The sequence below is a fragment of the Streptomyces sp. NPDC091289 genome, from assembly GCF_044757365.1.
In the GTDB taxonomy this organism is placed as follows: Bacteria; Actinomycetota; Actinomycetes; order Streptomycetales; family Streptomycetaceae; genus Streptomyces.
In genome coordinates, this window is record NZ_JBIVUT010000011.1 from 160,532 (window position 1) to 181,859 (window position 21,328).

General features: G+C 70.7%; 24 protein-coding genes. 7 read left to right on the top strand and 17 right to left on the bottom strand.

The window, feature by feature from the left end:
• Positions 1-216 precede the first annotated feature (216 nt).
• Positions 217-429, bottom strand: a complete 213-nt coding sequence (locus ACIQPT_RS16775) for a hypothetical protein (protein ID WP_003965973.1) — start codon at positions 427-429, stop codon at positions 217-219.
• A gap of 438 nt (positions 430-867) precedes the next feature.
• A complete protein-coding gene (locus ACIQPT_RS16780; RefSeq protein ID WP_003965974.1) occupies positions 868-1,149 on the bottom strand; it encodes an acylphosphatase in 282 nt (93 codons plus the stop codon).
• Positions 1,150-1,388: 239 nt separating this feature from the next.
• On the opposite strand from ACIQPT_RS16780, the gene ACIQPT_RS16785 reads away from it, so the two are divergent.
• Together ACIQPT_RS16785 and ACIQPT_RS16790 are read left to right on the top strand one after the other, a co-directional pair.
• Positions 1,389-2,360, top strand: coding sequence for a CAP domain-containing protein (locus tag ACIQPT_RS16785; RefSeq protein WP_401156576.1), 972 nt, complete (start codon positions 1,389-1,391; stop codon positions 2,358-2,360).
• Between the two features lie 75 nt (positions 2,361-2,435).
• A complete protein-coding gene (locus ACIQPT_RS16790; RefSeq protein ID WP_401156577.1) occupies positions 2,436-2,852 on the top strand; it encodes a winged helix-turn-helix transcriptional regulator in 417 nt (138 codons plus the stop codon).
• On the opposite strand, the gene mutM is transcribed toward ACIQPT_RS16790, so the two are convergent.
• The 9 genes from mutM to ACIQPT_RS16835 form a co-directional block, all read right to left on the bottom strand.
• The gene (gene mutM / locus ACIQPT_RS16795; protein ID WP_401156578.1) at positions 2,825-3,685 is read right to left on the bottom strand and encodes a bifunctional DNA-formamidopyrimidine glycosylase/DNA-(apurinic or apyrimidinic site) lyase; all 861 of its coding nucleotides are present in this window, start codon (positions 3,683-3,685) and stop codon (positions 2,825-2,827) included. The two genes, ACIQPT_RS16790 and mutM, sit on opposite strands and share 28 nt — an antisense overlap.
• A gap of 123 nt (positions 3,686-3,808) precedes the next feature.
• Positions 3,809-4,633 carry a ribonuclease III gene (gene rnc, locus ACIQPT_RS16800; RefSeq protein WP_003965979.1) on the bottom strand — a complete coding sequence of 275 codons (825 nt, stop codon included), beginning with the start codon at positions 4,631-4,633 and terminating at the stop codon, positions 3,809-3,811.
• 19 nt (positions 4,634-4,652) lie between these two features.
• Positions 4,653-4,826, bottom strand: coding sequence for a 50S ribosomal protein L32 (gene rpmF, locus ACIQPT_RS16805; protein WP_003965982.1), 174 nt, complete (start codon positions 4,824-4,826; stop codon positions 4,653-4,655).
• 2 nt (positions 4,827-4,828) lie between these two features.
• Positions 4,829-5,443 (bottom strand): DUF177 domain-containing protein, encoded by a 615-nt coding sequence (locus tag ACIQPT_RS16810; RefSeq protein ID WP_073739577.1) that lies wholly within the window; start codon positions 5,441-5,443, stop codon positions 4,829-4,831.
• 217 nt (positions 5,444-5,660) lie between these two features.
• Positions 5,661-6,776 (bottom strand): ATP synthase F0 subunit B, encoded by a 1,116-nt coding sequence (locus tag ACIQPT_RS16815; RefSeq protein ID WP_401156580.1) that lies wholly within the window; start codon positions 6,774-6,776, stop codon positions 5,661-5,663.
• A gap of 116 nt (positions 6,777-6,892) precedes the next feature.
• On the bottom strand, positions 6,893-7,372 hold the full coding sequence (coaD, locus tag ACIQPT_RS16820; RefSeq protein ID WP_179892251.1) for a pantetheine-phosphate adenylyltransferase: 480 nt from the start codon (positions 7,370-7,372) through the stop codon (positions 6,893-6,895).
• Positions 7,373-7,398: 26 nt separating this feature from the next.
• Positions 7,399-7,983, bottom strand: a complete 585-nt coding sequence (rsmD, locus tag ACIQPT_RS16825) for a 16S rRNA (guanine(966)-N(2))-methyltransferase RsmD (protein WP_401156582.1) — start codon at positions 7,981-7,983, stop codon at positions 7,399-7,401.
• A 120-nt stretch (positions 7,984-8,103) separates the two neighbouring features.
• The gene (locus ACIQPT_RS16830) at positions 8,104-11,340 is read right to left on the bottom strand and encodes a helicase-related protein (RefSeq protein ID WP_401156584.1); all 3,237 of its coding nucleotides are present in this window, start codon (positions 11,338-11,340) and stop codon (positions 8,104-8,106) included.
• Positions 11,341-11,398: 58 nt separating this feature from the next.
• Positions 11,399-13,159, bottom strand: coding sequence for a DAK2 domain-containing protein (locus ACIQPT_RS16835; RefSeq protein WP_401156586.1), 1,761 nt, complete (start codon positions 13,157-13,159; stop codon positions 11,399-11,401).
• A gap of 256 nt (positions 13,160-13,415) precedes the next feature.
• On the opposite strand from ACIQPT_RS16835, the gene rpmB reads away from it, so the two are divergent.
• Positions 13,416-13,601, top strand: a complete 186-nt coding sequence (gene rpmB / locus ACIQPT_RS16840) for a 50S ribosomal protein L28 (RefSeq protein ID WP_003965989.1) — start codon at positions 13,416-13,418, stop codon at positions 13,599-13,601.
• 74 nt (positions 13,602-13,675) lie between these two features.
• Here the strand turns inward: rpmB and thiD are convergent, their stop codons facing one another.
• Together thiD and ACIQPT_RS16850 are read right to left on the bottom strand one after the other, a co-directional pair.
• Complete coding sequence (thiD, locus tag ACIQPT_RS16845) at positions 13,676-14,485, bottom strand: bifunctional hydroxymethylpyrimidine kinase/phosphomethylpyrimidine kinase (RefSeq protein ID WP_401156588.1); 810 nt, start codon at positions 14,483-14,485, stop codon at positions 13,676-13,678.
• 17 nt (positions 14,486-14,502) lie between these two features.
• Positions 14,503-15,483 carry a thiamine-phosphate kinase gene (locus tag ACIQPT_RS16850; protein WP_401156590.1) on the bottom strand — a complete coding sequence of 327 codons (981 nt, stop codon included), beginning with the start codon at positions 15,481-15,483 and terminating at the stop codon, positions 14,503-14,505.
• A gap of 219 nt (positions 15,484-15,702) precedes the next feature.
• On the opposite strand from ACIQPT_RS16850, the gene ACIQPT_RS16855 reads away from it, so the two are divergent.
• Positions 15,703-15,936, top strand: a complete 234-nt coding sequence (locus ACIQPT_RS16855; RefSeq protein ID WP_006127869.1) for an Lrp/AsnC family transcriptional regulator — start codon at positions 15,703-15,705, stop codon at positions 15,934-15,936.
• A gap of 20 nt (positions 15,937-15,956) precedes the next feature.
• Positions 15,957-16,445, top strand: a complete 489-nt coding sequence (locus ACIQPT_RS16860) for a DUF3515 domain-containing protein (protein WP_401156592.1) — start codon at positions 15,957-15,959, stop codon at positions 16,443-16,445.
• Positions 16,446-16,463: 18 nt separating this feature from the next.
• Here the strand turns inward: ACIQPT_RS16860 and ACIQPT_RS16865 are convergent, their stop codons facing one another.
• From ACIQPT_RS16865 to ACIQPT_RS16875, 3 genes are read right to left on the bottom strand one after another with little or no spacing between them, the layout of a single operon-like run.
• Positions 16,464-17,639: a D-alanine--D-alanine ligase family protein gene (locus ACIQPT_RS16865; protein WP_401156594.1), complete on the bottom strand. Its 1,176-nt coding sequence runs from the start codon at positions 17,637-17,639 to the stop codon at positions 16,464-16,466.
• A gap of 34 nt (positions 17,640-17,673) precedes the next feature.
• On the bottom strand, positions 17,674-18,684 hold the full coding sequence (locus ACIQPT_RS16870) for an NAD(P)H-dependent glycerol-3-phosphate dehydrogenase (protein WP_401156596.1): 1,011 nt from the start codon (positions 18,682-18,684) through the stop codon (positions 17,674-17,676).
• The gene (locus ACIQPT_RS16875) at positions 18,681-19,433 is read right to left on the bottom strand and encodes a lysophospholipid acyltransferase family protein (RefSeq protein WP_401156598.1); all 753 of its coding nucleotides are present in this window, start codon (positions 19,431-19,433) and stop codon (positions 18,681-18,683) included. The genes ACIQPT_RS16870 and ACIQPT_RS16875 overlap by 4 nt, the downstream gene beginning before the upstream one ends.
• 147 nt (positions 19,434-19,580) lie before the next feature.
• On the opposite strand from ACIQPT_RS16875, the gene cofC reads away from it, so the two are divergent.
• Complete coding sequence (gene cofC, locus ACIQPT_RS16880) at positions 19,581-20,267, top strand: 2-phospho-L-lactate guanylyltransferase (RefSeq protein WP_401156722.1); 687 nt, start codon at positions 19,581-19,583, stop codon at positions 20,265-20,267.
• A 10-nt stretch (positions 20,268-20,277) separates the two neighbouring features.
• Positions 20,278-20,481 (top strand): hypothetical protein, encoded by a 204-nt coding sequence (locus tag ACIQPT_RS16885; RefSeq protein WP_401156600.1) that lies wholly within the window; start codon positions 20,278-20,280, stop codon positions 20,479-20,481.
• A gap of 118 nt (positions 20,482-20,599) precedes the next feature.
• Here the strand turns inward: ACIQPT_RS16885 and ACIQPT_RS16890 are convergent, their stop codons facing one another.
• Entirely contained in the window at positions 20,600-21,274 is a 675-nt protein-coding gene (locus ACIQPT_RS16890; RefSeq protein WP_286023555.1) for an HU family DNA-binding protein, read from the bottom strand.
• Between the last annotated feature and the right edge of the window lie 54 nt (positions 21,275-21,328).

Consider the following 21,328-nt stretch of genomic DNA (forward strand, 5'->3'; position numbering starts at 1 on the left):
AGGGACGCCGAAGCGTCCCTGTGAATCTTGCTGGTGTCGCTCTGTGAATCCAGCTGCGGTCCTGCGCGGTGCATCGCAGAACGACCGGACATCGACATCCCCGGTGCTACGGGGACCCCGGTGTTCGGGGACGGCGATCCGTTACGCAGGACGAATCAGAGGTGTTCCGAGGCTACTGAGCGTGCCCGGCCCGACCGGCCCGAGGGGCCGACGTGGTCAGGTCAGCGCAGGCTCGCCCTGGGGTACGTCGATGTCGATGCTGTCGAGCAGCGACTCTTGGTGCTGGGCGGCGGCGTTGAGCGCGTCGTTCTCGTCCTGGATCCGGTTGAGCTCGGATTCCAGGTCCTGGACGCGCTGCTGGAGCCGTCGCATCTCGGCGAGGAGTCGCGGGTCGGAACCGCCGACGTAACCGAGAAGCGCCTTTGCCATGATGGATGGTCCTCCACAATGAGTGACCGACCGATGCGGTGTGGGTCGTCAGGGGATCGCACCCGCGGTGCTCGGCAGGGCTCTGTCACCACTGCGGTTCTGCTGCTTATCAGCTCTACCGAACAGCTAAGGTGCGCGGGGTTTTCAGCGTCTCACCAAAAAGTTTGACGGTCAACACGATCACACCCTGTGTACCCGGGTGTCCCGGGGGCGCGCGGCCGGACGATCATGCGGCGCGACTCTCCTGCGGGACCCCGAGGGGTGCGCGGATCTTCGTCAATGCCGCAGCCTTGCACGACATCCCGCATCTGGCAACCATCGGCTGCCGCCGGGTCCCGTCGCAGGTCATTTCGGGTGCGGGGCCCGGGCCGGCGTTCCGGTGACCGTTCGGCGCGCGGCGTCGGCCGGGCGGATCCGAGAGGCCGCGCGGGGGTGGGATCAGCGGATGGCGAATCCGTCATATCCGCCGCGCGGGGTGTCCCAGATCTCAGTGACTCCGTCCACGCGCCCGGGTGTGTCGTCGGACCGCAGCCAGTCCAGCAGACGGTGGCAATTGTCACGTGGCCCTTCGGCCACGATCTGCACCCTGCCGTCGTCGAGATTGAGGGCGAACCCGATGAGCCCACCGATCTCCAAAGCATTTGCCCTGGTGAACCAGCGGAAGCCTACTTGCTGTACTCGGCCGCGTACCCAGACGACGAGGCGCGCTTCTTCGTTCATGCCCGAACGCTAACCGGCCCATTGCTCTCGAAGCACGTCGCCCCGTTTCGCCCATGGGCTACAGTCCCGTCGCAACAGCCTCACTCGATCGGGTGAGTATCGGACGCGTGTCGACGGAAAGACGGAAAGTCGATCAAGCGGGACTCACTCCGCGTCCGACGGCATTCGATCAACGAGGCGGCAACGGGGCAGTCGAGCGACGTCGCAACGGCGTCCGGAGTATCAGGAAGGCACAGCGCATGGGACGCCACCGACGATCCGCCGCAGGCCCCGCCGCTGAAGAACCCGCGGCCGGGGCCGCTTCCCGGCACCGGGGCACGCGTCGGAAGAAGTCCGCCGTGCCCATCCGTACCGGGCTCCTCGGTGTCTCGGCGGCCGTGGCCGTCGGCGCGGTGGCCGTCGCCTCCGGCCTGCTCCCCGGTGGTGACACCTACACCTCGGGCAACACCACCGCCGCCGACCAGGTGCGCACCGGCGGCGCTCCGGACCTGCTGACGCAGGGCGGCGGCACCACCGCACCGGCCGACCGGTCCTCCTCCCCCGCCGACCGGGGCAGCGAGCGCCCGGAGGCGCCGAGCAAGAGCCCGTCGAAGACCCCGTCCACGACGTCGTCCAAGACGCCCTCCGCCTCGGCCTCGCCCTCGAAGACGCCGTCGAAGTCGGCCGCCGCCTCGAAGACCCCGTCGAAGAAGCCGGCCGCCACCCCGTCCGAGAAGGCGAAGGCGCCCACCTCGTCCCCGGAGAAGAGCACCGCTCCGGCGAGCAGGGCCCCGGCCCCGCCGAAGACCTCCGCCGCCCCGCCGCCCAGCAAGAAGCCGAGTCCTTCCCCCACCGACGCCTCCGCACGCACCGCGGTGCTGGCCCTGGTGAACGAGGAGCGGGCGAAGGTCGGCTGCTCCCCGCTGACCACCAGCGCCCCGCTGACGTCCCTCGCGCAGAACTTCAGCGAGGACATGGCGGCCCGGGGCTTCTTCGACCACACGGACCCGGACGGCGACACTCCCTGGGACCGGGCCGCGCAGGCCGGTGTGCAGGGGCTCGCCGCGGAGAACATCGCGCGCGGCCAGGCGGACGCCCAGGCCGTGATGGAGGGCTGGATGAACAGCGAAGGCCACCGCGCGAACATTCTCAACTGCGACTACAAGACCATCGGCATCGGCGTCCACGAGGGCTCCGGCGGCCCGTGGTGGGTCCAGAACTTCGGCTTCTGAACCCATCCCCCAGGTCTACTTACTCCCGTACAGCGCTCCCTCGGGGTGAGCACTGTGCGGGAGTAAGCTTTTGGTATGGCCAGCGATACGGGTACGGACAGCACGAGTACGGACAGCTTCGACAGCCTCGCGTTCGACGTCTTCTCCCGCGCGTGCCCCTCGCGCTCGACGCTGGAGCATGTCACCGGCCGCTGGGGCGGTCTGACGCTCGGCGCGCTGTACGAGGAGAGCCTCCGCTTCAACGAGCTGCGCCGCCGGGTCGACGGGGTCAGCGAGAAGATGCTCTCCCAGACCCTGCACGCGCTGGAGCGCGACGGGCTCGTCCTGCGGGAGGCCCAGCCGGTCAACCCGCCGCGCGTGGACTACGAGCTCACTCCGTTCGGCCGCGAGGTCACGGAGAAGCTCCTCGGGCTGATCCACCTCGTGGAGGGGCGGATGGGCGAGGTGCTCGCCGCCCGTGCGCGTTACGACGAGGCGCGCGGCGGCCGCTGACAGCGCGGGCAGTAGTAGCTGGAGCGGTTCATCCAGGCGCGGCGGCGCATCGGGGTGGAGCACCGGTGGCAGGGCTCGCCCTCCCGGCCGTACGCATCGAGCGACCGGTCGAAGTAGCCGGACTCGCCGTTCACGTTGACGTACAGGCTGTCGAAGCTGGTGCCGCCCTGGGCGAGGGCCGCGTTCATGACGTCGCGGGCGTGGCCGAGCAGCTCGGCGGACTTGGGGCGGGTCAGGGTCGCGGTGGGCCGGTCGTAGTGCAGCTTGGCGCGCCAGAGCGCCTCGTCCGCGTAGATGTTGCCGACGCCGCTGATCAGCGACTGGTCGAGCAGGGCCCGCTTGACCGTCGTACGGCGCAGGCGCAGCGCGGTGTGGAACGCGGCGTCGTCGAAGAGCGGGTCGAGGGGGTCCCGGGCGATGTGCGCGATGGTGTCCGGCAGGCCGTCGGGGGTGTTGTCATGGAGCGAGAGCCCGCCGAAGGTGCGCTGGTCGACGAAGCGCAGCTCGGTGCCGAGCGCGTCGTCGAACCGCATCCGGACCCGCAGGTGCTTCTCGTCGGGGGCGTCCGCGGGCTGCACCAGCAGTTGTCCGCTCATGCCGAGGTGGCCCAGCAGGGAGGCGGAGGCCTCCTCGATCGGCACCCAGAGGTACTTGCCGCGGCGCATCGCCGCCCCGAAGCGGGCTCCGCGCAGCCGGGCGGCGAAGTCGACGCCGCCCGCGAGGTGCCGGCGGACCGAGCGCGGGTGCAGGACCTCGACCTCGGTGACGGTGCGGCCGCTGACCCAGCGCTCCAGGCCCCGGCGTACGACTTCGACCTCGGGCAGCTCGGGCACGATGCACTACTCCAGACACGTCGACGGTAGTACGGGAGCGGGTCGGGCGAGAACCGCGGAACCGCTCCCCGGGACAGGGAAAACCCCCCGGTGCGCATGGCACCGAGGGGTTCCCGTTCTGCTTCAGGCCGGAGCGGCGTCCGTGTTCGGCGACGGGTCGGCAGGGGTGTCGGCGGCCCCTCCGTCGGCCGCGGACTTCTCCGCGGCCTGCCGTGCCTCTGCGGCGGCGCTGATCTCACGCCAGGCGGACTCGGCCGCCTGCTGCTCCGCTTCCTTCTTGCTACGGCCGGTGCCGGTGCCGTACGAGACACCACCGACGCGAGCGGCAGCAGTGAAGGTCTTCTCGTGATCCGGGCCGGTCTCCGTGACGAGGTACTCGGGGACTCCGAGGCTCTCGCTCGCGGTGAGCTCCTGGAGGCTGGTCTTCCAGTCCAGGCCGGCACCGAGGTTCGAGGACCTGTCGATCAGCGGGTCGAAGAGCCGGTGGACCAGCTCCGAGGCCGCGCTGAGGCCCTGGTCGAGATAGACCGCGCCGATCACTGCTTCCAGTGTGTCGGCGAGGATGGAAGCCTTGTCCCGGCCCCCCGTGCCCTCTTCACCGCGGCCGAGCCGGATGAAGGAGCCGAGTTCGAGGCCGCGGCCCACTTCCGCAAGTGCACGCGAGTTGACCACCGCGGCCCGCAACTTGGCCAGCTGGCCTTCGGGCAGGTCGGGGTGGGTGCGGTACAGCGTGTCCGTGACCACCAGGCCGAGCACCGAATCCCCGAGGAATTCGAGCCGCTCGTTGGTGGGCAGACCGCCGTTCTCGTATGCGTACGAACGGTGGGTCAGCGCACGCACCAGAAGGGCGGACTCGAGGTGATACCCGAGCCGCCCTTCCAGAAGCGTGTGGGACGAGGCTGTGTTGACGTTGTCTGCCTGCTTCTTGGCGCTGGACAACTCAGACATCGGGCCTCTCACCAGCCGCTCAGACCTCGAGGACCTGGCGCTTGTTGTAGGTGCCGCAGCTCGGGCACGCAATGTGCTGGAGCTTGGGCTCCTGGCAACGCTCGCACGAAACCAGGGTGGGGACCGCAGCCTTCCACTGCGACCGGCGGTGGCGCGTGTTGCTGCGCGACATCTTCCGCTTCGGAACAGCCACGGCTACTTCTCCTGCTTCTCGTCGACGCCCGGTTCGGCGCCGCCCATGTTGTCCTTCTCGCCGTCCTGAACGGTCTCGGCGAGTCCTTGCAATGCCGCCCAACGAATGTCGAGGGCATCGTGGTGATGGTCCGGATTCTCGTCCAGCCTGATTCCGCATTCGGAACACAGACCGGCGCAGGTCTCCTTGCACACCGGCTGCATGGGCAGTGCGAGCACTACCGCGTCACGCAGCATTGACTCGAGGTCGAACAAGCCGTCCTCGAGGAAGAACCTGTCCTCGTCGTCCTCGGCGTCGTCGGCCGGTTCCGCCGCACTGCTGCGGCCCCGGTCATCGGCGTCAGGGTACGAGAACATTTCCTGGAAGTCCGCGTCGACCTCTACGGTCAGCGGCTCCAGACACCTTACGCACTCCCCCTCGGCGGTTGCACGGGCGGTGCCTGTGACAAGCACCCCTTCCATGACCGATTCGAGGCGGAGGTCCAGCTCCACGGGTGCGCCTTCCGGCACGCCGATGACGCCGTCGATGCCCAGGATCGGTGAACCGGGTGCGTCCACCGAGCGGGTCAGCCGCTTCAGGGCACCGGGACGCCGACCCAGCTCGTGCGTATCGAACACGAGAGGGTTTCGGTGGTCGAGGTGGCCGTTCAGGGCTTTTCCCGCTTTCGAATCATGGGTGTCGTGTTGCTAAGGGAGGGTCGTCTGTGGTCCGGGGACGAACCGTCTCCGTCTCGCAGACGAAACGGGCAGCCGAGATCGCGGACCTATGTGCGACCGAGGATTCAGGATACTGGACGGACCGCTCAGCACCCAATCGGGGCGGCCCGCCCCGGGGTCAGCGGCCCTGTTCGTACCGGCGCAGCTGTTCCAGGTCGATCATGCTGGTGTCGAAGAGGCTGGTCTCGTCCAGCGCTCCCCCGCCCTGCTGGTCGGGCGCCTGGGCCTGCGGCTGCTGCTGGGACTGCTGCTGCCAGCCGTAGTCCGGCTGGGTCTCCGGCTGGGGCGGGTAGCCGTTCGGGTCGTAGCCCCCCTGCTGCTGGTACGCCGCGTACGGGTCGGGCTGCTGCTGGTAGCCGTACGCGTCCTGGACGCCCTGCTGGAGCGGCTGCTCCTGGTAGCCGTACGTCGCCTGCGCGTAACTCGGCTCGCCCTGCGGCTGTGCGGGGTACTGGGGCTGCTGCGGCGGCTGCTGCTGGGGCGCCTGCTGCGGTTCCGGGGCGAGCTCGGCGAGGCCGGCCAGGTAGTCGGCGTCGCTGGTGTGGCCCTGGCCGCCGGCGGCGTCCTGGGCGGCCATGTGCGCGCCGAGGTCGTCGCTGGCGACCCGGCCGTGCAGCTTCTGCCGGCCGCGGCCGACCGCCTCCAGCGTCTTGGCGAGGACCGCTTCGAAGGCGCCGAACTTGGCGTCCACATACGCGTCGGCCCGCTGCTTCAGCGTCTCCGGGTCGGCGCTGCGCTCGGGGGCCTCGGCGAAGTCGGGGTCCTGGTAACCCTGCTCGTCCAGGCCCTGGCCACGGCCGAGGAGCTTCTCGCGGCCCCGGTCCACGGAGCCGATGGTCTTGGTGAGGACGACCTCGAAGTTCGCGAGCTTGCTGTCGACGTAGTCGTCGGCCTCGGCCCTGACCTCCTCGGCCTCGCGGCGGGCCTCGGACAGGATCCGGTCGGCCTCGCTCTGCGACCGGCGGGCGATCTCGGTCTCGGAGATCAGCGAGCCGCGCTGGGCGTGGGCGGACTCGATGATCCGCTCGGCCTCCTGCCGGGCCTGCTCGGCGAGCTGCTCATGGCCGCCGATCAGCTCCTGGGCCTGGGCGAGGGAGCCGGGCAGGGCCTGGCGTACCTCTTCGAGCATGGCGAGCAGCTCGGCGCGGTTGACCACGCACGAGGCCGACATGGGCATGGATCGGGCGCTCCCGACCGCTTCGACGATCTCGTCGAGCTTCTTCTGCACGTCCACCGTGTGCTCGCCACTCTCTGCTGCTCTGTTGAAGCTGCTGCTCCGTTGGAGACGGACGGGACGACTTTAAGGCCAGTCGGCCGCCGCCCGACACCTGGTGACGGCCCGTCAGTGACTCAGCGTTGGCCGAGGCGCTCCACGAGTGCCTCGTGGACGGTCGGCGGCAGCAGGTGGGAGACGTCGCCGCCCCAGGTCGCCACCTCCTTGACCAGCGAGGACGACAGGAAGCTGTACGTCGGGTTGGTCGGCACGAAGAGCGTCTCGACGCCCGAGAGGCCGTTGTTCATCTGGGCCATCTGCAGCTCGTAGTCGAAGTCGCTGACGGCCCGCAGGCCCTTCACGATCGCCGGGATCTCCCGCTGCTTGCAGAAGTCGACCAGCAGTCCGTGGAAGGACTCCACCTCGACGTTGCCGAAGTCGGCGGTGACCTCGCGGATCAGCTCGATCCGCTCGTCCACGGTGAACAGCCCCTTCTTGGACTGGTTGATCATCACCGCCACATGCACCACGTCGTACAGCTTCGAGGCTCGGCCAATGATGTCGAGATGTCCGTTGGTGATGGGGTCGAACGACCCCGGACAGACGGCGCGGCGCACTGTGATTCCCTCGCTCTCCGGTCCGGTCATCGTGCGTCTTCGCACGTAGCGGCGGCGCGACCGTACCAAAGCGTTCCCTCGCCGTAGCGACGGGCCCGCAGTGGCTCGAATCCGGCGGGCCAGCCGAATTCTCCGCCCCGGGTGCTGCGTTCCACCGTGACGAGCACATCGGCTGTGAGCCACCCCTGAGCACGGAGTGTGAGCAGGATCTCGCGAAGATCGTCGTCGGTGACGGCGTACGGCGGGTCCAGGAAGACGATGTCGTACGGGTCCGAGGGCGCCGGTCCTGTCACGATCTGCTCGGCTTTGCCGGTACGGACCTCGGCGCCGGGGAGGCCGAGGGCGCGGACGTTGTCGCGGACGGTGCGGACCGCCTTCGGGTCGGCCTCGACGAGCAGGGCGTGGACCGCGCCCCGGGAGAGCGCTTCGAGGCCGACGGCGCCGGATCCGGCGTACAGATCGGCGACACGGCTGCCTTCGAGGGTGCCGAGCAGCGCTTCCCAGGTGGAGAAGAGGCCCTCGCGCGCACGGTCGGATGTGGGGCGGGTGCCGGTGCCGGGCGGGACGGCCAGGCGGCGTCCGCCGGCCGAGCCGGCGATCACGCGGGTCATGGGTGTCGGGTCCTCGGGGTCGGGGGCGAAGCAGAAGGGCTCGCGCTGGGCGCGGGCCGTGCGTCCACGATATGGCGTACGGCCCGCACCGGCCCGACCGGCGGGTCGGCCCCCGCTCCCTCACCCCTTGTCGAGATACTCCTCGCGGTCCTTGTCGAGCAGGGCGGCCAGCACCGTGCGCAGCTCGGGCAGATGCTCGAGATCCGGGTCGGCGGCGACGACCGCGACGGCCTCCTCGCGGGCGGCGGCGATCACTTCCTCGTCGTCGATGACCGTGAGCATCCGCAGCGAGGAACGCACTCCGGACTGCGCCTGGCCCAGCACATCGCCCTCGCGACGCTGTTCGAGGTCGATACGGGAGAGCTCGAAGCCGTCGAGGGTGGCGGCGACGGCGGAGAGCCGGGCGCGGGCGGGGCTCGCCTCGTGGGCCTCGCTGACCAGCAGGCAGAGCCCGGGGGCTGAGCCACGGCCGACGCGGCCGCGCAGCTGGTGGAGCTGGGAGACGCCGAAGCGGTCGGCGTCCATGATCACCATGGCGGTGGCGTTGGGGACGTTGACGCCGACCTCGATGACGGTGGTGGCGACCAGGACGTCCACGGCCCCGGCGGCGAACCGGCGCATGACGTCGTCCTTCTCGTCGGGGTGCATCCTGCCGTGCAGCACCTCGACGCTCAGCCCGGCCAGCGCGCCCTTGCGCAGCTCGTCGGCGATCTCCAGGACGGCGAGCGGCGGGCGCTTGTCCCCGTCCTCCTCGGGAGCCACCTTCTTCGCCTTCGCCTTCTTCCCGCCCTTGCCCTCAGCCTCCTCCGCGTCGTCGCCGATGCGGGGGCAGACGACGTACGCCTGGTGGCCGTTCTCCACCTCCTCGCGCACGCGCTCCCAGGCGCGGGCGAGGAAGTGGGGCTTGTCCTTGGCGGGGACGACGTGGCTGGCGATCGGGGAGCGGCCGGCCGGGAGCTGGTCCAGGACGGAGGTCTCCAGGTCGCCGAAGACCGTCATCGCGACCGTACGGGGAATGGGTGTGGCGGTCATGACGAGGAGGTGGGGCGGTTGCTTCCCCTTGGACCGGAGGGCGTCGCGCTGTTCGACGCCGAAGCGGTGCTGTTCGTCCACGACGACCAGGCCCAGGTCGTGGAACTGCACCTTGTCCTCGATGAGGGCGTGGGTGCCGATGACGATGCCGGCCTCGCCGGTGACCAGGTCGAGCAGGGCCTGGCGACGGGCTGCCATGCCCATGGAGCCGGTGAGCAGGACGACCTTGGTGCCCCGGTCCGAGCCGCCGAGCATGCCGCCCTCGGCCAGCTCGCCCATCATCTCGGTGATGGAGCGGTGGTGCTGCTGGGCGAGGACCTCGGTGGGGGCGAGCATCGCGGCCTGGCCGCCCGCGTCGACCACGGTGAGCATGGCGCGCAGGGCCACCATCGTGTTGTGCGTGACCGTGAAGTGGTCCGTGATGTAGGCGTGGCTCGGATGAGCGACGCTGATGCACTGGACAGGCTTCCTGCCCACATGCTCCACACCGCGGATTCCGCGGCGGAAGGTGTTGTATTCGGGCCGAGGCCGCACTCGCTCCGCCTTGCGGGTCAGCCGGAAAGGAGCAAATTCATCAGGCAGTGCGATCGAGACGTTGAAGGCATTCTTCCTCGGCAGCACTCGCGCGCGGCCTCCCAGCGAGCGCACGATCCAGGCCACGTCTTCCGCAAGCCTGAGCGACGCGGAGCAGAAGGAAACGCTCAGCCCGTCCGCCTGGATCGTCCCGTCCGTATCCAGCAAGCCCTGCAGCAGGGCCAGCCGATTCTTGATCGAGGTGTTCTTGAAGAAGGCCGGAACGAACTTGTCGTGGGAGGTCAAGCCCCAAAGGCCCAGGTCACGGAGTACCTGGATCACTGGGTTCCGCATGCCTCCGGTCCGTTCGGCCAGTTGGATCGTGTAGTCGCAGGGAGACCCGGTCACAGGAGCCAGATGGCACTCCGGTGAGACCGCCGCCCCTACCGCGGCGTGAATCTCGTCGTCGACCGTGGACAGCCGCAGGTTGTGCCGGAATGACCCGTCGCCCAACAGCAGGCCGAGCAGGTAGGGATCGAGCGGAAGGGCGCCATCGTCTCCCAGATCGACGGGCGTCGCCACGGGGATGTACCACTTGGACGATCCGTTGGCCTTGAAGGTATCGAGGCGGATCTCCCGCGTCGTCATCACCTTGGGAGGCTGACCGCGATGCCACCCACAGCTGGTGCCGACGATCCAGAGATGCTCGTCGTCGCACTCGACGGAGCTGCCGTCGGAGAGGAGCAGACGCCACACCTCACGCTCACCCTGCGGAAACACTCCATCGACGATGGCGACCTCGCCGGCGGGCACGACGACCTCGTCTCCGACCCGGAGCTCTCCCATCGGCTTGAATCCGCCGGGTGTCAGAACCAGCGAGTCGAGGGGCTGGGCCTTGCCCGAACCCACCTCTCCCTGGAGGAGGCGGTGCATGGGGTGTTCGGTGGCCAGGTCGTCGAAGATCTCCTTGCTGACTTTCTCCTGGCCCTCGGTGAGGGTGAAGGGCAGCTTGGCGTCGAAGGCGTCCAGCAGGCCGTCCGCGACGGGGCGGCGGGCGACGGCGGGGAGCTGGGTGTCGGCGTACCGGCGGCGGGCCAGGGCGACCTGGAGGACGAAGGCCTCGTCCCACTTGAGCCGGGCCCTGGCGTCCTCGATGTCCGCCTTCGTCTGCGGGCGGTGCACCTTCAGCAGGGCCTCGGGCAGCGGAGTGAAGCCCCGGCCTTCGCGGAGAGAGGCGGGCAGCGGGTCCACCGCGTCCCGCGCGCTGGGCAGGACGGCGTCGACGGCCTTGGCGATCCGCCAGGAGTCGAGCTGCTTGCAGGCGGGGTAGATCGGCAGCAGCCGTCCGGCGAAGGCGTCCACGGCCTCGGTCGCCTCGTCCGTGTCGGAGGCGTCGAGCAGTTGGTACGTGGGGTGGGCCAGCTGCATCTTGCGGTTGAAGACGGAGACCTTGCCCGCGAACATCGCCTGGCGGCCCGGCAGCAGCTCCTTGTGCGGCTTGTGGACGCCGTGGCCGAAGAAGACCAGCTGGAGGCGGCCGCTGCCGTCGGTCAGAGTGACCTCCAGGCGTTTGCCCCGGCCGTTGTTGAACGTCAGGATCCGGGCGTCGGCGACCTGGGCGAGCACCGTGACGTGCTCGTCCAGCGGGAGGTCGGCCAGCGCGGTCAGCTTGCCGCGCTCCTCGTACCGCCGCGGGTAGTGGTGCAGCAGATCACCGACCGTGTGCAGGTCGAGGTGTTCGGCCATCACCTTCGCGGTGGCTCCGCCGAGCAGCTTCTTGAGAGGTTCATCGAACGAGGACACGCGATCCATTGCACACCACGGCACTGACAGCTGTCCGCCGGGCGCGACCGCGCAGCGGATACCGGCGCTACTCGACGCCGATCAGCAGGGGTGCGCGCTGGTGCCCGCCCCGGTAGACCACGGTGTCCACGGCGAGGTGGCCCTCGCGCACATGCGCCTCCAGCGCGTCGGCCAGCGAGTCGGGGACGTCCTCGCCGAGGACGAGGGTGACCAGTTCGCCGCCGGCCGCCAGCATCCGGTCGAGCACGGTGCGGGCGGTGGCCGGGACGTCGGCGCCGATCACGGCCACGTCGCCGTCGATCAGGCCGAGGATGTCCCCGGCCTGGCAGATCCCGGCCATGGTCCACGACTGGCGTTCCGCGACGGCCAGTTCGGCGTAGCGGGTGGCGCCGGCGGCGGCGGTCATGGCGACCACGTCCTCGTCGAAGCCGCGGTCGGGCTCGTGGACGGCGAGGGCGGCGATGCCCTGGACGGCGGCGCGGGTGGGGACGAGGGCGACCCGGACCCCCTCGGTCCTGGCCTGTTCGGCGGCGGCCGCCGCGGTGTGGCGCAGGGCCGCGTCGTTGGGCAGGAGCACCACCTCGCGGGCGTGGGCGCGGCGGATGGCGTCGACCAGTTCGCCGCTGGCGGGCGGTTCGCCGGGCCGGGCGATCACGGTGGTGGCGCCGGCCTCGGTGCAGAGCCCGGCCAGTCCGTCGCCGGGGACCACGACGACGACGGCGCGCTGGGCGGGTTCGGCCTGGACGCGGAGGTCGTGGCCGCTCTCGGTGGCGAAGTGGGTGATCCGGATCCGGTACGGCCGGCCAGCCTCGACGCCCGCCTCCACGGCGGCCCCGGCGTCGTCGACGTGCACGTGGACGTGCCAGAGCCCGTCGCCGCCGACCACGACCAGGGAGTCGCCCAGGGCGTCGAGCCGGGCGCGCAGCCGGGCCACCTGTTCGTCACGGGCCTCCAGGAGGTAGATCACCTCGAACGCGGGCCCGCCGCCGTCCGCGTCCTCGGGGCAGTCGAGCGGGCCCTCCCCCGGGGAAACACCGCCCCCGGGGACACCACCACCCGGAACGCCGCCCGCCGGGAAGCCCCCCTCCGTGACGCCCTCGACCGGGGTGCCGCCCACCGGAAGGCCCACCACGGACCCGCCGTCCACGGGCGCGGGCGCCTTCCCGGGGCCGCTGCGGGGCCCACGTACCGGAGCCTGCCCGGTCACCGTCTCCACCAGTGCGCCCAGGACCGCCACCAGCCCCCGCCCCCCGGCGTCGACCACGCCCGCCCGGCCGAGGACGGCGAGCTGTTCCGGGGTCCTGGCGAGGGCCGCGAGCGCCCCCGCGTACGCGGCGTTCACGACGGCCCGCAGGTCGGGGTCCTCCCCCCGGGCGGCCTCGGCGGCCGCGGCGGCGACGGTGAGCACGGTGCCCTCGACGGGGTGGGCGACGGCCTGCCGGGCGGCGTCGGCGGCGCTCGTGAGGGCGAGGCGCAGATGGGCCGCGTCGCCGCCGTCGGCGAGCACTCCGGCCATGCCGCGCAGCAGCTGGGCCAGGATCGTGCCGGAGTTGCCGCGGGCCCCGATCAGGGCGCCGTGCGCCATGGCGCGTACGGCGTCGGCGGTGGCGGGCACGGTGGCGCCGGTCTCATGGGCGGCGAACACCGCTTCGACGGCCGCGGCGGCGGACTCGACGGTCAGATAGAGGTTGGTGCCGGTGTCCCCGTCGGCGATGGGGTAGACGTTGATCGCGTCGATCTCCGCGCGCTCCCGGCCCAGGGCCTCCAGGGCCAGTGAGCACCACGTGCGCACCGCGACGGCGTCCAGATCGTCGGGGAGCTGCGGCACCGATGGTCCTCCTCGATCGGCCGTGGCAACGGGCTGCACCGCAGGTTAGCCCGGTTGCCGGGGTTCCGGCCCGGACAGGGGGCGGGAGGGCGGGCGGCCGACCCGTGGTAGTTTCGTATCTCCGAAGCAGGCGTTGTATGCTGCTCCGGTTGCCCGATGAGAGTCGGGCCCATTCCTCCGGTGTCGCCACTTCAGTCACATGAATCCGGCGCGCCGGAATTCACTGTAAGTGCATCTGAAGTCTTTGGAGTGACCCGTGGCTGCCAACTGCGACGTTTGCGGCAAGGGGCCGAGCTTCGGCAACAGCATTTCGCACTCGCACCGCCGTACGTCCCGTCGCTGGAATCCCAACATCCAGCGCGTGCGTGCCGTGGTCGGTCGGACGCCGAAGCGGCTCAACGTCTGCACCTCGTGCATCAAGGCCGGCAAGGTCGCGCGCTGACGTCCCCGTCGTAGCGCAGCCTTCCGGTTGCCCAAAAAGCCGGTCCACCTCGGTGGACCGGCTTTTTGACGTGCTCAGACGGCCGTCCGGGTCAGCCAGCCGTGGTCGACCGGGCCGATGCCGCCGCCGAGCGGGAAGCCGGCCTCGATCGCGCCGGTGACGTACGTCTTCGCGTCCCGTACCGCCGTGGGCACGTCCCTGCCGAGCGCGAGCCCGGAGGCGATGGCGGAGGCCAGCGTGCAGCCGGTGCCGTGGGTGTGGCGGTTGTCGTGCCGGGGGGCGCGCAGCCAGTGTTCCGCGCTCCCGTCGGTGAGCAGGTCCACCGCCTCGCCGGGCAGGTGGCCGCCCTTGATGACGACCCAGCGCGGCCCGAAGGCGAGGATCTCCTCGGCGGCCCGGCGCATATCGCTCTCGTCGGTGACCCGGACCCCCGTGAGCTGGGCCACTTCGTCGAGGTTCGGGGTGGCGACGGTGGCGACGGGCAGCAGCTTCGTCCGTACGGAATCGAGGGCCTCGGCGGCGAGCAGCGCGTCGCCGTGCTTGGAGACCCCGACCGGGTCGACGACGACGGGGGCGTCGGTCCCGGCGAGGAGTTCGGCGACGGTCTCCACGAGGGCGGCCGAGGCGAGCATGCCGGTCTTCACGGCCTGGACGCCGATGTCGTCGACGACGCTGCGGTACTGGGCGCGTACGGCGTCCGCCGGAAGCTCCCACGCGCCCTGGACGCCGAGGGAGTTCTGTGCGGTGACGGCGGTGAGCACGCTCATGCCGTGCACGCCGAGAGCGAGCATGGTCTTCAGATCGGCCTGGATCCCCGCACCGCCGCCGGAGTCGGATCCGGCGACGGTGAGCACACGGGGCGGTACAGCGGTACGTATGGGCATACGCAGCAATCTAACGCTCACGCGCGCGGCTGGGTGTCCTCGATGGAGCCGAAGTGGTCCCAGCCGCCCTTGCTGGTCCAGGGCGCGCCGTCGACGGTGACCTGGGGCAGGGCGGAGGGGTTGAGGACCTCGCCGATGACCTTCCAGCGGGCGGGCAGTTTCACGTCCGGCGGGAAGGTCGCCACGATCGCGTGGTCCTCTCCCCCGGTCAGCACCCACTGGAGCGGGTCGACGCCGACGGCCTGGCCGATGTCGGACATCTGCGAGGGGATGTCGATGAGGCCGGAGCGCAGGTCGATGCGGACCTTGCTGGACTCCGCGATGTGCCCGAGGTCCGCGACGAGGCCGTCGCTGACGTCGGTCATCGCGGTGGCGCCGAGTCCGGCGGCCGCGGGGCCCGCGTGGTACGGCGGTTCGGGGCGGCGGTGGGCCTCGACGAAGGCGCGGGGCGAGCGGAAGCCGCGGGAGAGCACGGCGTATCCGGCGGCGGACCAGCCGAGCCAGCCGGTGACCGCGACGACGTCGCCGGGGCGGGCGCCGCCCCGGGTGACCGGTTCGTGGTTGCGCAGATCGCCGAGCGCGGTGATCGCGACGGTGATCGTGTCGCCGCCGACCACATCGCCGCCGACCACGGCCGCGCCCGCCACCTGGCACTCGTCGCGCAGCCCGTCCATCAGCTCGGCGGCCCAGGTGACGGGAAGGTCCGCGGGGACGACGAGGCCGAGGAGCAGTGCGGTGGGCACGGCGCCCATCGCCGCGATGTCGGCGAGGTTCTGGGCGGCGGCCTTGCGGCCGACGTCGTACGCCGTCGACCAGTCGCGGCGGAAGTGCCGCCCTTCCAGCAGGATGTCCGTACTGGCCACGACCCTGCGGTCGGGGGCGGCCACGACCGCGGCGTCGTCGCCGGGCCCCAGCCGTACCGCCGGAGTGGTGGTGAGCCGGGACGTGAGCTCTCTGATGAGCCCGAACTCCCCCAACTCGCCCACGGTTCCCTTCACCGAGTCTCACCTCTCCTTTATCGCCCCGGACACCCGTCCGGGCCCCCGGTCGCGAGCCGTCTGTGCTGTCGGTACCGTCAAGAGATACGTCAACTTCTGCGCCCTGTACGCCACGCTGTGGACGTCATCCGGCCCGTAGGTCTCCCCGTGGCCCTCGGCGACGCGATAACGTGGCGTCCCTTTCCCCCACATGATCCTCGTGGCCGCCCTGGAGGTTCCGTGGTACAGGCGTACATCCTCATCCAGACCGAGGTGGGCAAGGCGTCGATCGTCGCCGAGACCATTTCCAAGATTCCGGGAGTCATCCAGGCAGAGGACGTCACCGGTCCGTACGACGTGATCGTGCGGGCCCAGGCAGACACGGTCGATGAACTCGGCCGCATGGTGGTCGCCAAAGTGCAGCAGGTGGACGGCATCACACGAACCCTGACCTGCCCGGTCGTCCACCTCTGACCCCCGTCTAGGCTGGGCCGGTGACGTCATCCGCCCGCCGTTCCCCCCACTCGATATTCCTCGGTCCGTCCGCTGCCGTGCTCGTGCTGGCCGCGGCGGGCTGTTCTCTCAGCGACGCGCAGCCCTCGATCACGGTTCCCACACCGTCCTCGGAGGCCGCCGCGTACTGCGCGGCCCTGTACGAGGAACTGCCGAAGGCCGTCCTCGAACTGGAACGCAGCGACCCCTCCCCGGATTCGGAGCTGACCGCCGGCTGGGGGGACGGGGCGATCGTACTGCGCTGCGGGGTCCCCCGGCCCGCGAAGATGGACGACCCCCAGTCACAGGGCGTCGAGGCGGACGGGGTGAAGTGGATGCTGGAGGAGCCCGAGGACTCCGGTCCGCGGTTCACCACCACGTACCGCAAGGCGTACGTCGAGGTCACGCTCTCCTCGGCGTACGCCCATGACATCACGCCGCTGGCCTCGTTCGCCGGTCCGGTCTCGAAGACGGTCCCGAGCCGGTTCTGAGGCCCGCGGGCAGGTGCGTCAGCGCAGTCCGGTGGAGCGGTTCAACGCGGCCTGGATCAGCCGGTCGACCAGCTCCGGGTAGCTGACACCGCTCTCCTGCCACATGCGCGGGTACATCGAGATCGGGGTGAAGCCCGGCAGGGTGTTGATCTCGTTGATGACGAAGCCGCCGTCCTCCGTGAGGAAGAAGTCGGCGCGCACCAGGCCCTCGCAGGAGACGGCGTCGAACGCGGCGACGGCGAGCCGCCGCACCTCGGCGGTCTGCTCCTCGGTGAGCGGTGCGGGCACCAGACCGGCGGCCGAGTCGATGTACTTGGCCTCGAAGTCGTAGAAGTCGTGCGCGGTGACCGGCGGGATCTCGGCGGGCACGCTGGCGCGCGGGCCGTCCTCGAACTCCAGCACCCCGCACTCGATCTCCCGGCCGCGCAGCAGCGACTCGACGAGGAACTTCGGGTCGTGGCGGCGGGCCTCCTCGATCGCCTCGTCGAGTCCTTCGAGCCCGTCGACCTTGGTGATGCCCATCGAGGAGCCGCCGCGGGCGGGCTTGATGAACAGCGGCCAGCCGTGCTCGCCGGCGAAGTCCACGATCCGCTTGCGGGCGGCGGCGGGGTCGTTGTCCCACTCGCGGGGGCGGACGACCTCGTACGGTCCGACGGGCAGCCCGAAGGAGAGGAAGACCCGCTTCATGTACTCCTTGTCCTGGCCGACGGCGGAGGCGAGGACGCCCGCGCCGACGTAGGGCACACCGGAGAGTTCCAGGAGCCCCTGGAGGGTGCCGTCCTCGCCGTACGGGCCGTGCAGCACGGGGAAGACGACGTCGACCTCGCCCAGCGCCTTGGGCACCGAGCCGGGTTCGCTGTAGAGGACCTCGCGGCTGCCGGGGTCCACGGAGAGCGTGACGCTGCCCTCGGCGGACTCGGCGAGGCCGTCCACGTCGGGGACCTTGCGGTCGGCGATGGCCATGCGTTCGGGCTCGTCCGCGGTGAGCGCCCAGCGGCCGTCCGTCGTGATGCCGATCGGCAGGACGTCGTACTTCGTCCGGTCGATGGCCTTCATGACGGCGCCGGCCGTGACGACCGAGATGCCGTGTTCGGAGCTGCGGCCGCCGAACACGACCGCCACACGGGGCTTGCGGCGCTGCTGCTCAGGGCTCTCGCGGCGCTCAGGGCTCTGGGGGAGGTTCTCGCTGCTCATATCGCGATGAGCGTACCTGCTGGTAAGGGAGACGTCAGCGTCGCTCGGCCTTGGCGCTCCGCGACATCAGCTCCTTGACCGCGACGACCGGCGACTTGCCCTCGTGGACGATGGAGACGACGGTCTCGGTGATGGGCATGTCGACGCCGTGCCTGCGGGCCAGGTCGAGGACCGATTCGCAGGACTTGACGCCCTCGGCGGTCTGCTTGGTGACGGCGATCGTCTCCTGGAGCGTCATGCCGCGGCCGAGGTTGGTGCCGAAGGTGTGGTTGCGCGAGAGCGGCGAGGAGCAGGTGGCCACCAGGTCGCCCAGGCCCGCGAGTCCGGAGAACGTCAACGGGTCCGCGCCCATGGCCAGACCCAGACGGGTGGTCTCGGCGAGGCCCCGGGTGATGAGGGAGCCCTTGGTGTTGTCGCCGAGGCCCATGCCGTCCGCGATGCCGACGGCGAGGCCGATGACGTTCTTCACGGCGCCGCCGAGCTCGCAGCCGACCACGTCGGTGTTGGTGTACGGCCGGAAGTACGCGGTGTGGCAGGCGGCCTGGAGGCGCTGGGCGACGGACTCGTCGGCGCAGGCGACGACGGCCGCGGCGGGGCGGCGCTCGGCGATCTCCTTGGCCAGGTTGGGTCCGGAGACGACGGCGATGCGGTCGGCGGAGACCTTGGTGACGTCCGCGATCACCTCGCTCATCAGCTCGGCGGTGCCCAGCTCGACGCCCTTCATCAGGGAGACCAGGACGGTGTCCGGCTCCAGGTGCGGGGCCCAGTCGGCGAGGTTGGCGCGCAGCGTCTGGGAGGGCACGACGAGGAAGGCGAACTCCGCGCCGCGCAGGGCCTCGGCGGCGTCGGTGGTGGCGCGGATGGAGTCGGGGAGCGTGATGCCCGGGAGGTAGTCCGGGTTGGTGCGGGTGGTGTTGATGGTCTCGGCGACCTCGGCGCGGCGGCCCCAGAGGGTGACCTCACAGCCCGCGTCGGCGAGGATCACGGCGAAGGCCGTACCCCATGAGCCGGTTCCGAAGACGGCTGCTTTTACGGGGTGCGTCACGTGGGTCCCTTTCCCTGGGCCCTGCGCCGTTGTTCAGCACGGGCTTTGCGGTGATCGTAGAGCTCGGCGGGCGCCTTCTCGCCGCGCAGGTCCTCCAGCTGGCGGGTGACCGCCGCCATGATGACCTCGGTCGCCTCGCGCAGCACCTCGGGCGTCGGCTCCAGACCGTAGAAGCGGTCGAGGTCGACGGGCGGTCCGGCCTGCACCTGGAGCGTCTTGCGGGGGAACAGCCGGAACTTGTTCTCCTTGGCGTACGGCGGCATCGCGAGGTTGGCGCCCCACTGCGCGACGGGGATGACGGGCACCTTGGTCATCAGGGCGACCCGGGCCGCCCCGGTCTTGCCGGCCATCGGCCACATGTCGGGGTCCCGCGTGAGGGTGCCCTCGGGGTAGAAGGCGACGCACTCGCCGCGCTCGATGGCCTCCACGGCGGCCCGGAAGGCGTCCAGGGCGTTGGTGGTCTCGCGGTAGACGGGGATCTGGCCGGTGCCGCGCAGCATCATCCCGACGAACGGGGTGCGGAAGAGGCCGGCCTTCGCCAGGAGCCGCGGCACCCGCCCGGTGTTGTACTGGAAGTGGCCGTAGGAGAGCGGGTCCAGATAGGAGTTGTGATTGACGGCGGTGATGAATCCGCCGTCGGCCGGAATGTGTTCCATCCCCCGCCAGTCGCGCTTGAACAGAACCACCAATGGCGGCTTGGCGATAACCGCCGCCAGGCGGTACCAAAAGCCGATTCTGCGGCGGGACACTCGGACACCTTCCTTAGGGACTTCGACCTGCTGGCTGGCCACTGACGGTCAAGTCTCGCCCCAGGCCCCTGCTCTGTCGAGAACACCGTACGCCTCACGTTGCGTAGGGGGCCTCCGGGTTGTCGTACCGGCAGGCGAGAATAAGTGCTGACGCGTACGGAGGGGGAGATCGCCACGAACACCGATCCGGCCGGGCCCTGGTCCCTGGTCGTTCCGCTGAAGCCGCTCGCACGGGCCAAGAGCCGCCTGGGGCGGGCGGCGGGCGAGGCTGCGCGGCCCCGGCTGGCCCTGGCGTTCGCCCAGGACACGGTGGCGGCGGCGCTGGCCTGTGCCCGGGTGCGGGATGTGGTGGTCGTCACGGACGACGCCGTGGCCGCGGCGGCCCTTTCCGCGCTCGGGGCGCGGATCGTGCCGGACGCTCCGGGGGCGGGTCTCAACGCGGCGCTCGCGCACGGCGCCCGCTCCGTGCGGGCCGTGCGGCCCGCCGCCGCGGTGGCCGCGCTCAACGCGGATCTGCCCGCGCTGCGCACCGCCGAATTGGCGCGGGTGCTCGATTTTGCTTCCGCTTTTCCCAGCGCATTTCTCCGGGACGCGGCGGGAATCGGGACGACATTTCTGGCCGCCGCGAGCGGTGCGGAATTCCGTCCGGCTTTCGGTGGTCCGTCCGGGGCCCGGCACCTGGCGTCGGGGGCGGCGGAAATAGCGCTGTCCGGTGTCGACTCGGTGCGCCGGGACGTGGATACGGGCGAGGATCTGCGGGTCGCGCTGGCCCTGGGGGTGGGGCCGCACACGGCGCGGATCGCGGCCGTGCCCGCCCCGGTGTCCGACCGATAGGCTGCCGCCCATGCAGGCGACCTCGTACACGTACGACCCCGAGACCCGGTGCGGCAGCGTGCTGCTGGACGACGGCACCCCGGTGGAGTTCGACGCCCCGGCCTTCGACGCGGGCGGCCTGCTGCTGCTGCGTCCGGGGCAGCGGGTGCGGATCGAGGGCGAGGGCGTGGGGGCGGACCTGCGGATCACGCTGGTGACTCTGCAGACGTTCTAGTCACAGTCGTTCCCGGAGTGTCCGCTGGGCCGAACGGGGCCCGGACAGCCCGCGGGCCGGGCTCCCCCGGAGGGGAGCCCGGCCCGGCGCGTTGTGAGGTGCGAGCGGGTGCCCGGTCTCACTTCTTGCGTGCGGTGGCCTTCTTGGCCGTGGTGGTGCGCGCCGTGGTCTTCTTCGCGGGCGCCTTCTTCGCCGTGGTCTTCTTGGCGGGCGCGGTCTTGCTGGCGACGGCCTTCTTGGCGGTCGTCGCGGCCTTCTTCGCCGGGGTCGCCTTCTTCGCGGCCGCGGAGGCCTTCTTGGCCGTCGCGGTGGTCTTCTTCGCGGTGACCTTCTTGGCTGCGGCGGTGGTCTTCTTCGCCGGAGTCGCCTTCTTGGCGGTGGTCTTCTTCGCGGTGGCCTTCTTGGCGGCCGACTTCTTGGCGGCGGCGGCCTTCACCGTCGTACGGGCGGCGGAAGATCCGCCCGAGAGGCTGCCCTTGGGGGCCTTCTTGACGGCCACGTCGTTCTTGGGGAGCTTCTTCGAGCCGCTCACCAGGTCCTTGAAGCCCTGACCCGCGCGGAAGCGGGGCACCGAGGTCTTCTTGACCCGGACGCGCTCACCCGTCTGCGGGTTGCGGGCGTACCGGGCGGGGCGGTCGACCTTCTCGAACGAGCCGAAGCCGGTGACCGAGACACGGTCCCCGGCGACAACGGCACGGACGATCGCGTCGAGTACCGCGTCGACAGCGTCTGCGGCCTGCTGACGGCCGCCGACCTTGTCGGCAATCGCTTCTACGAGCTGCGCCTTGTTCACGTCTTCCCCTTCGGAGACATTGCCAGAACGAAAGTGTTCAAGCTTTTTCGCACG